Origin of the sequence: Pseudomonas guariconensis, from assembly GCF_024127895.1 — a bacterium.
In the GTDB taxonomy this organism is placed as follows: Bacteria; Pseudomonadota; Gammaproteobacteria; order Pseudomonadales; family Pseudomonadaceae; genus Aquipseudomonas; species Aquipseudomonas guariconensis_B.
The window spans coordinates 1-2,914 of sequence record NZ_JAMYBK010000055.1; the positions used below are offsets into that span (position 1 = coordinate 1).

Here is a 2,914-nt window from a genome sequence, read left to right on the forward strand (position 1 = left end):
ACCGCCCTACGAACTGCCCAAGCACAAGACGCGCATGACGATCAAGAGCCAGACCCACAAGGGCAAGGGGTTCAATGAACTGCGCTTCGAGGATGAGCTGGGGCAGGAGGAGGTGTTCATTCATGCGCAAAAAGACCTGAACACCAAGGTACAGCACGATGAAACCCTCACCGTCGGCAACGACCGCAAGATTGCCACCGGCCGCGACTGCAGCTCGAGCGTTGCCCGTGACGAATCGACCACGACGGGGCGAGACCGGCGCGACCATGTCCAGCAAGACCTCTTCACCACGATCGACCGCAATGAAGTGCGTTCCATCGGCAACGCGAGCCACGACACGATCGGAACCGATCACTCCCTGAGCATCGGCGGTAACCAGTCACTCATCGTCGAAGGCGCACGCAGCGTGGAAGCCCGGACAGCCCAACGCCTGCTGACGCCGTCCTACATGCTTCAGGGTACCGAGCGCATCCATATCCGCGGCCCCAGCGGCAAGATCATCCTCGATGCCGACGGCATTACCCTGGAAGCGCCCAACATCCGCTTCAAAGGCAACGTCACCTACCTGACGCCGGTGCAAGAGCAGCTCGAAGCGATTGAAGCGGCCATCCGTGAAGGCTCTCCCCTGATCGAAGAATGCCCCTTTGCCGGTAGGGGCGACGCATGAGCCTGCATCAGCGATTGAACGATCACGCAGCAATAGGTGATGCAGGTCGCGACAGCCTGTTCCTGCTGGCCGAAGCCTCTACCACCCCAGGCTTGCTCGGCCGTCTGGAGTTCCATGCCATCGAACACCAGTGCCTTTGGTACCTGGAGCAGAATCCCGGGCTGGAAAAGCATGCGCCGATACTCTTCCCGCTGAAACCCGGTAGTGACCTGGACACGTGGCTCGGCACACTGGACGGCTCGCTCGCCTTCACCGCGTTCGAGGCCACCTTGCCACTGGAGGCACTGGCGCAGCACCTACGCCGCTTCGGCAAGGTGCAGCAAGGCAAGCAACGGTACTTTCTACGCCTTGGCGACCCGCGGTCGTTGAGCCTGTATGTGGGATCACTGGCACAACACGCCGATGCCCTGGCCAGGCTGTTCGACCATGGGCGCGTACTCAGGCTCTATTTCCATGACCCCGCAACAGACCTGGCACTCGGCGTCCAGCCATTGTTCGAGCAAGCGGAAGACGCCTGCGAGCAAGAGGGTTACCTGGCCTGGCTGCGCCCTGAGCGGGAGGGCGGCCAATGAAATTGCCACCCCTGGACCTCGATGCGCTCCACAAGGCCGCGCTGCACGCCACGAACCGCCAGTTGGCCCAGTATCTACTCGACACCCTTGGCCCCACGCTACCCCGCCTGCATACCCGCCACGCACACATCCACGCGCTGGTCGCCCAGGCGGGCAACCTGGTCTGCCACGAGGGGTACGGCAGCACCCGGGAATACAGCGTGCTGGTCCTTACTCATTTCCTCCTCGGGCTGGGCTGGTGGAACGACCTCGCCTGCCAACCGCTGTGGCCTGGCACCCAAGCTGGCGGGCTGGCCCAGGATGAGCGGCTCGGCTTGCTGGCCGAGCAGGCGATCGCCCACCGTCAGCAGCTCGAAACCCAGTTACCCCACATGCACGACATCATCCTGGCCATGTCGGGCTGGCGTGAAGATGCCAAGGACGACGACAGGCTCTGGCATTCGATCACCCAGCTGATGGCCCTGCGCGGCCTACCTTCGGACACGCACGAGGACTGCTACTGCCAATATGAGTCGGATGCCTGCGAGCGTTATGGGCTCCGCCCTCTGCAACACAAGGAACTCAATGGCAATGAGATCCTGGCCTATCGGCATTACGGCAAGCGCCTGCCACAGCCTTCCGATGACCTGAAACACCTCCCGGTACTCCCCCGCAACCAAGTGCTGCTGCACGTCCTGCTGGCGATCGCTTTCGGACGCCATTTCTACCTCAATCCGCTGTTCGCCACCTGGGTCACGTCGCTGGACGAACAGGGCTCCGCACGCGAGAGGTGCCAGGTGTTGGGCGAGCAACTGACCGCTCATCAACGCGCACTCAAGGACACACCTTCGCATGTCTGAACCCCTTTTACCTCCCGGCCTGGAAAGGCTGCGCCAGGGTGTGCGCAACGGTGCGCTGCCCGTGCCCCCTACCCTCTGCGTGCCCTGCTCTCTGCCCGGCGCACTGTTCTCCCTCGACGGCAACGACGGCTGCGACCACCTGCTGGGCATCCCCTCCCGCGACGGCGTCGGCCCCGAGTGGTTCCGCCATAACCCGTGGATCCGCGACAAGACGCGCAATCAGCGCGACACCTTCCTGCAACGGGTCCTGGAACACGCCGGCAGCACGCTAGGCGATGCCTGGCTCGCCGAGTTCCATGCCTTCGCCGCCACCGAAAAGCTTGAACTGGTGTGCGTCGATGACCAGTTGCGACTGGACGACCTGGCGCCGCCAGTGCTCGACCACATGGGCGTGCGCACCCACCAGGGGCTGGGCTTCGAGCTGCAGCGCAACTTCTTCTTCAGCGATCACAAGATCTACTTCGCCACCTTCACCCACGCCCGCTGGGCCGAGGCACCGCGCGAGGAATACACTGACGAGAACGGCGAGCATCGGATCAGCCCGCCCTATACCTGGCATACCCCCACCGGCTTGTACCCCGTCGAACTGGCCAGCGAGCAACTGGCCCGCCACTTCGCCGAGGCCAAGGCCAGGTCACGCGCCTGGGAGGGCGTCAAAGGCGCCGGCGAGTTCGCCCTCGGCGTGCTGGCCTTCGTGCCGGTGGTGCGCGGCATCACCGGCGCCACCTCGGTCGGGCGCTACGTCTTCGTGGCCCTGGAAGCGGCCCTGGCCGCCGATGCCATGGTCGATGGCAGCCACCGCATGATCACCGGCGAAGGCCTGAGCATCGGCGAAC

4 protein-coding genes are annotated in these 2,914 nt (G+C 64.1%); all 4 read left to right on the forward strand.

Features of this window, described 5'->3' with window-relative positions; translation table 11 throughout:
- The coding region (locus tag NJF35_RS24445; protein ID WP_410900364.1) for a bacteriophage T4 gp5 trimerisation domain-containing protein at window positions 1-667 on the forward strand (667 nt) is incomplete at its 5' end.
- On the forward strand, window positions 664-1,239 hold the full coding sequence (locus NJF35_RS24450) for a DUF4123 domain-containing protein (RefSeq protein ID WP_253081813.1): 576 nt from the start codon (window positions 664-666) through the stop codon (window positions 1,237-1,239). The genes NJF35_RS24445 and NJF35_RS24450, both read left to right, overlap by 4 nt.
- Window positions 1,236-2,078, forward strand: a complete 843-nt coding sequence (locus NJF35_RS24455) for a hypothetical protein (protein WP_253091602.1) — start codon at window positions 1,236-1,238, stop codon at window positions 2,076-2,078. The genes NJF35_RS24450 and NJF35_RS24455 overlap by 4 nt, the downstream gene beginning before the upstream one ends.
- Window positions 2,071-2,914: hypothetical protein (locus NJF35_RS24460; protein ID WP_253091603.1), on the forward strand; the 844-nt coding region annotated here is incomplete at its 3' end. The genes NJF35_RS24455 and NJF35_RS24460, both read left to right, overlap by 8 nt.